Origin of the sequence: Actinosynnema sp. NPDC002837 (genome assembly GCF_040295345.1) — a bacterium.
Lineage (GTDB): Bacteria > Actinomycetota > Actinomycetes > Mycobacteriales > Pseudonocardiaceae > Actinosynnema.
In genome coordinates this window covers 1-5,906 of record NZ_JBEOVG010000177.1, presented here as the reverse complement: position 1 = coordinate 5,906, position 5,906 = coordinate 1, and the positions used below count along the sequence as shown (strand labels likewise).

At 70.9% G+C, this 5,906-nt stretch carries 5 protein-coding genes and 1 pseudogene; 5 read left to right on the top strand and 1 reads right to left on the bottom strand.

What is annotated here, in order from left to right:
- Nucleotides 1-136 precede the first annotated feature (136 nt).
- Both ABTZ99_RS44400 and ABTZ99_RS44395 read left to right on the top strand, forming a co-directional pair.
- Nucleotides 137-1,108: an insulinase family protein gene (locus ABTZ99_RS44400; protein ID WP_499619186.1), complete on the top strand. Its 972-nt coding sequence runs from the start codon at nt 137-139 to the stop codon at nt 1,106-1,108.
- A 23-nt stretch (nt 1,109-1,131) separates the two neighbouring features.
- The gene (locus ABTZ99_RS44395; RefSeq protein ID WP_498786281.1) at nt 1,132-3,060 is read left to right on the top strand and encodes a carbamoyltransferase C-terminal domain-containing protein; all 1,929 of its coding nucleotides are present in this window, start codon (nt 1,132-1,134) and stop codon (nt 3,058-3,060) included.
- On the opposite strand, the pseudogene ABTZ99_RS44390 reads toward ABTZ99_RS44395, so the two are convergent.
- A pseudogene (locus ABTZ99_RS44390) lies at nt 3,061-3,237 on the bottom strand (IS5/IS1182 family transposase); the annotation flags it as partial.
- Nucleotides 3,238-3,965: 728 nt separating this feature from the next.
- Here ABTZ99_RS44390 and ABTZ99_RS44385 point away from each other — a divergent pair.
- The 3 genes from ABTZ99_RS44385 to ABTZ99_RS44375 all read left to right on the top strand — a co-directional run bounded on the left by ABTZ99_RS44385 (nt 3,966) and on the right by ABTZ99_RS44375 (nt 5,812).
- Nucleotides 3,966-4,400: a cellulose binding domain-containing protein gene (locus tag ABTZ99_RS44385; protein ID WP_499619184.1), complete on the top strand. Its 435-nt coding sequence runs from the start codon at nt 3,966-3,968 to the stop codon at nt 4,398-4,400.
- A 27-nt stretch (nt 4,401-4,427) separates the two neighbouring features.
- The gene (locus ABTZ99_RS44380) at nt 4,428-5,297 is read left to right on the top strand and encodes an alpha/beta fold hydrolase (protein ID WP_499619182.1); all 870 of its coding nucleotides are present in this window, start codon (nt 4,428-4,430) and stop codon (nt 5,295-5,297) included.
- A gap of 167 nt (nt 5,298-5,464) precedes the next feature.
- Nucleotides 5,465-5,812 carry a hypothetical protein gene (locus tag ABTZ99_RS44375; protein ID WP_499619180.1) on the top strand — a complete coding sequence of 116 codons (348 nt, stop codon included), beginning with the start codon at nt 5,465-5,467 and terminating at the stop codon, nt 5,810-5,812.
- Nucleotides 5,813-5,906 lie beyond the last annotated feature (94 nt).

The window sequence follows — 5,906 nt, the reverse complement described above, 5'->3', positions numbered from 1 at the left end:
CGGACCTCAAGCCCCTCGAAGGCCTCTTCGCCGACGGCGTCCTCCCGCCCGACCTCCTCACCAAGAAGCACGGCATGTCCAACGCGCTGGCGGTGCCGCCGCCCAGCACGTCTTGCTCGGACAGGCTCGCCGGGCCTTGGACGCCGCCGGTGTCGGCGTCCACCGGCTGTCGGGGAAGTGGCGTTACAGCGGCTTGCACCTGACCCTGCGCCTGTTCGCCGCCGACATCGCCCGCGCGGTGCCGGCCCTGGCCCGCCTCCGACCTGCCGCGCCGGGCGACTCGCGTCACGCCGCGTTCCGGGAGCAGTCCCGGCGGGCGGCCACTGCGCGCGAGGTCGCGGACGCGGCCTTCTGCGCGGCGTTCCTGCCCGGCTCGGCGGGTGCGTGGTCGCCGGCGGAGCTGGCTGCCGGCTCCGCCGCGGTCGCCGATCGCGCCGTGGGCGACCGACTGGAGAAGCTGCTGTTGTCGGGAGAGTTGGCGATCGTCCTCGTGGGCGACGTGGACCCGCACGCCGAGTTCGACCTGCCCGCCCATCCCCGCCGCCGGTTCGCAGACGCCGTGGTCGCCCCCTCTCCCGACCTGCTGCGGCTCCCAGGTGGACCTGGCGCGGACATCCGGCTGGGGCTGCCGATCCCCGGCTCGCACGACCCGGAGCACTGGGGCGCACTCGTGGTGAACGTCGACTTCGGCCACCCGGTGCGTTCGCGGCTGACCCGTGCGTTGCGCGACACCGGTCTGAGCTACCACGCCGACAGCGTGGTGTTCCGCAGAGGCGGCCGCACGACGCTCATGATCGTTGCGAGCGGCGCGGCCGGTTCCGCGGATCGACTGGTCGAGGCCGTCGTGGCGACCGTGGCCGACGTCCACCGCGAGCCCCCGGTGCAACTGGGGCTCGCCGCCGAGCGGGGCGCCGCGTCGATCCTGCGCGCGGCGGCGTCGCAGGCGAAGGCGGCGGACGCGCTCCTCGACGACCTCGTCGAGCGCCACGCGCACCCCGACCCCAGGCTGCAGGCCGACCTGCTGCGCGGCAGCGGCCCGGCACACGCACCCGCTGCGCTGCGGCTGTTCCACCCTGACCGGATTTTCGGTGTAGTCCTGAGCGGATGAGCCGGGAGCGAAAGGAACCTCCGATGCGGGACGGCTTCTACCTGTCGACCTACCTCAACCCGGTGGGCCTGCACAGCCTCTTCGACATGGTCTTCCGGCACGATGGCAACGTGTCGCTGTGGCACAAGTCCGGATCGCGGGTGCGCCTGGAACACGTGTGGGAGTTGGAGCGCATCAGCGGCGAGAAGCAGCACCGCACCCCGTTTCGGACCCTGGACGACCTCCGGGTCTTCCTGGCTTCCCTGCTGGCGGCGCACGGCCTGAGCTTCGACGACGTGGTCGAGGTCTGGGGCACGCCGGGGATCGCGACCACCGACGACTACCACCTCGTCACGGAGCACCCCGACCTCGCCTACCACGCCCTGTCGCACCTCTACAGCGCCGTGCTGATGGACAGCGACCTGTTCTTCGGCGGCACCATCGTCGGTCTCGCGATGGATCGCGGCCCGGACCGGGTGCTCGACGGTCGGGTCAAGGACCGGTGGTTCGCCGGGTGCGTCGTCGAGCGGGGTGACGTGAGCTTCTTCCCCGTGGAGTCGCCAGGTCCGCTCTACGGCATCGCCAAAGACCGCCTGGGAATGCGCGAGGGCACGCTCATGGCGCTGGCCACCTCGACCAAGGCCACCGGGTTCGCCGATCGGCAGCGGATCGTGGACGAGTTCGACTTCTCCGGCCCCCGGTCCATGAAGGACATGCCCGTGGCCCTCGACATCATCGTCGACTCGGTGCGCGGCACCCTGTCGCCCGACCCGCGCTTCACCGAGCGGGAGAGCCTCGTCAGCGCCGTGATGAAAGAGGTCCAGGCGATCTCAGTGATGATCGTGGAGCGCAACCTGGACCGCGTGCTCGACGAGTTCGGCATCGACCCGCGGCGCAGCCACCTCGCGCTGTCCGGCGGCTTTGCCCTCAACTGCCCGACGAACAGCCACCTCATGCGCGAGTACGGCTTCGCCGGACTGCTGGCGCCGCCGCACGTCAGCGACGGGGGGCAGTCGGTCGGCATCGCGCTCGGCGCGTTCCACAAGAAGCTGGCGGGGCGGTTCGACTTCCACTTCCCCAGCGCTTACCTGGGCAGGGCGGACGACGACCTCGACGCCGCGCTGGATGAGTTCGGGGGTTTCATCGGCACCGTCGACGCCCTCGACCTCGACACCGCCGTGGACGACCTGATCCGGCACCCCGTCGTGTGGTTCGACGGCAGGTCGGAGATCGGGCCCCGCGCGCTGGGCAACCGCAGCCTGCTGGCCGACCCGACCTCTGCGGAGGCCAAGGACCGGCTCAACGAGATCAAGCAGCGGGAGTGGTGGCGGCCGGTCGCCCCGGTCGTGCTGGAGGAGTTCGCCGGAGACTGGTTCGAGGACTGCGCGCGGTCGCCGTACATGCTGGAGACGTTCACCGTGCGCGGTGACGTCGTGGACCGCGTTCCCGCGATCGCCCACCTCGACCGCTCCTCGCGCGTGCAGACCCTGCGCGTCGACCAGCAGCCCCGCCTCCACGCCCTGATCACGGCCTTCCACGCCCGGACGGGGGTGCCGATCCTGTGCAACACGTCGTTGAACGACAAGGGCGAGCCGATCGTGGACACGCTCGCCGAGGCGGTGAACTTCTGTCTCCGCAAGCGCATCCCGGTCGCCTACCTCAACGGGCTGCGAGTGACCTTCACCCGCGCCGACGAGTTCCCCGAGACCGGCCCGCGGGCGCGAACCCGGGAGCCGTTCCTGCCGATGACCGCGGCCCAGCGGGACGAGGTGCGAGCGGCCCTGAACCCGCACGGCGTGCCGGACCTGCACCTCTACATCGCCCTGCACAATCCGGCCAGCATCGTCCTGCACGACGTGCGGACACCCGAGGGTGCCGCGGCGATGCGGGCCGACGTGGAACGGATGATGCTCGCCAACCCCGAACTGCGCCGTGCCGCCGAGGAAAGGCTGTCGGGCCTGTTCCCCGGATGACCAGCGGACCGTGCCCGGGCCGGAGCCGTGTGCGACGCCGCGACGGGCGATGACGGGCGTGGTGCCGCGGGGGCGAACCGGGCGGCGGTACCTGTCGTGGTCGTAGCCGCGGTCGGCGTGGAGCCGGCGCGGGCGCCGCCTCGGCTTGCCGACCACGCTGCGGATCGGCGGGATCGCGCCGATCCGCAGGACGGTTGTCGTCAGGTCAAGTGAGACAGGTTGTGTCTACGGGGCTGGTGGTGGGTGATCGACGGGTTGGGTGGTCCAGGCCACCTCGGGCAGTGCGGGTCGGCATGGTCACCGCGGGAGGGCCGGGGCTGCTTGTCGGATGGCGAGGACGCGGTCATCAGGATCTCCGATCCCGCCCTCGATCATGAACCCACCCTCACACCAGGTGTCTCACGCGAGTCTGACCAAGAGGGCATGGCCGCCATCGCACGATGCCGAGCAACGGACCACCTCGCGCAACGACTGCACACCCGGCATCCTCACCAACGCCCGGCGCTCCGGACCCTCCGGGTCGACCGGGTCACCGGCCTCGGGCAGCCACACCTGCACACCGTGACGCCGGAACAACGCGAGCAGCCACTCCAACCGGTCACCGGCGAAACCACGACCAGTGCCGCCAGCATCACAGAGGACCTGCGCGAGGTCGCACTCCGAGCCGGCGCAGCCCTTGAAGAGGTACATGCCGCGTGGGCGGGCGCCGCCACAGGGATCCCTGTCACGACCTCAGCGAAGGAACGTCGAAGATCGACTTGTTGTCCCTTGACCGGCGGCGCTCCCCGGTGAAGTGGTACACCGCGAGGGAACGCGTAGTGGCGCTGGGATGTGCCGCCCGCCCGCACGATGATCGGTGGCGAAGCGGACGCACCCGCACCGCCGATCGACGAAGGAGCACCGTCATGCGGCACCTCACCCGCCGTCTCGCCACCGCCGCGGCCGTCGCCGCGATGCTGACCGGGGTCGCGACCGTCGCGGCGCCTGCGGCCTCGGCCGCCGGTTCCGTCGCGGCGGAGGCCTCCTGCCGCTTCGACTACACGGCCGTCACCTTCACGGGTGGGTTCACCGCCGGGATCAAGGTGACGAACACCGGCTCGCAGCCGGTGAACGGCTGGTGGGTCGAGTTCGACCTGTCACCGGGCGCCCTCATCCAGACCACGTACGGCGGTAGGTTCGTGTCGTACAGCGGCCACATCCGGGTCAACGCCCCCGACTGGCTCCCGAGCCTGGCCCCCGGCCGGTACACCAACGTCGGGTTCAACGGCCGCAACACCGACCCGGCCGGCGTCAGCGTCGCCAACGTCACCCTCAACGACCTCCCCTGCGTCACCGGCTGACCTCCACACCCGTCCACCCACTCGCGAATGGCGAAGAAGACCATGCAGGACCGCACGACCAGCGCCGCGGAACAGATCGTCCCGGCCAACGGCATCGAGCTGTGCTACGAGACGTTCGGCGACGAGCGACAGCCCGTACTGCTGCTGATCATGGGCCTGGGGTTCCAGCTCGTGCACTGGTCCGACGAGTTCTGCCGGCAACTCGCCGAACGCGGCTTCCGCGTGGTCCGCTTCGACAACCGCGACGCCGGACGCTCGACACACCTGCCCCGAGCCGACTACACGTTGGACGACATGGCCGCCGACGCCATCGGGCTCCTCGACGCGCTCGGCGTCCGACGCGCCCATGTGGTCGGTGCGTCGATGGGCGGGATGATCGCCCAGGTCATGGCCGTGCGCCACCCGTCACGGGTGCTGAGCCTGGCGTCGCTCATGTCCACCACCGGCCGCCGCGGCAAGGGTCGCACTTCGCCGCGGCTGCTCCGCCACCTGTTCTCCCGGCGCGCCCGCACCGAGCAGCAGGCCATCGAGCGGCGCGTGCGGTTGTTCGACACCATCGGCTCGTCCGGCTTCGAGCAGGACGTCGACGAGATCAGGCGGGCGACCGCGCTCGCGCTCCGCCGCGACCCCGACCACCGCGGTGGCCGGCACCGGCAGTACAAGGCGGTGCGCGCGGCGGGGGATCGAACCGACCAGCTCGCGCGGGTCACGGCTCCGACGGTCGTGATCCACGGGACGGTGGACCGCATGTGCCACCACTCCGGTGGCGAGGCGACCGCGGCCGCGATCAGCGGCGCACGGCTCCTGCTCATCCCGGGCATGGGGCACGATTTCCCGCCCGGCGCATGGCCGACGATCGTCGACGCGATCGTCGAGAACGCCTACCGCGCCCGATAACCGGTCGAGGCGCCACCCCGGTCGTCGCGCGCCGGGGGAGTAGAGCACGGCCGCGGCCCGGAGACGGCCCGTCCGTCGGTGAAGCACGCCCTCGTCCGGCGCCTGATCGTCCGATCAGGACAGTCCACTGCGATCGACAAGAGAGGAACACCACCATGGGAAAGCGAATGAGGAACCTGGGAGCCGCAGTGCTGGCCACCGCGGCAGTGGGCATGGGGGGCGCTGCCACCGCGTCGGCCCAGCCCGTGTCGGCCGAGGCCGTGCAGGCCGCGTTCGTCACGCCGTACTTCGGCATGAACTGCTCGACCTGGGTGAGCGGCAGCTTCGGCAACTACCGCGGCAACGCCAGCTGCACCGGCACCGGCCAGTGGTTCCTGCGGGTCGACTGCACAGCGGGGTTCACGTACGACAGCCCGAAGGCGCTCCAGATCGATCCTTGGACGACCAGCACGAGAAGCGCCGGCTCCTGCTACTGGGGCGTGAACTCGATGACGATCGTCGAGGTCCCCTTCTGATCGGTCCGGTTCCGCACGAGGTCGGACCGCCCGCCGGCGCCCAGATCGACAGCAACATCACCAACTGGCTGCGCACGTACACGCCGCGCACCAT

Bases quoted from the DNA above. Each gene is read 5' to 3' on its own strand.
- ABTZ99_RS44395 (WP_498786281.1), top strand. From the start codon at position 1,132: ATGCGGGACGGCTTCTACCTGTCGACCTACCTCAACCCGGTGGGCCTG.
- ABTZ99_RS44385 (WP_499619184.1), top strand. From the start codon at position 3,966: ATGCGGCACCTCACCCGCCGTCTCGCCACCGCCGCGGCCGTCGCCGCG.
- ABTZ99_RS44380 (WP_499619182.1), top strand. From the start codon at position 4,428: ATGGCGAAGAAGACCATGCAGGACCGCACGACCAGCGCCGCGGAACAG.
- ABTZ99_RS44375 (WP_499619180.1), top strand. From the start codon at position 5,465: ATGAGGAACCTGGGAGCCGCAGTGCTGGCCACCGCGGCAGTGGGCATG.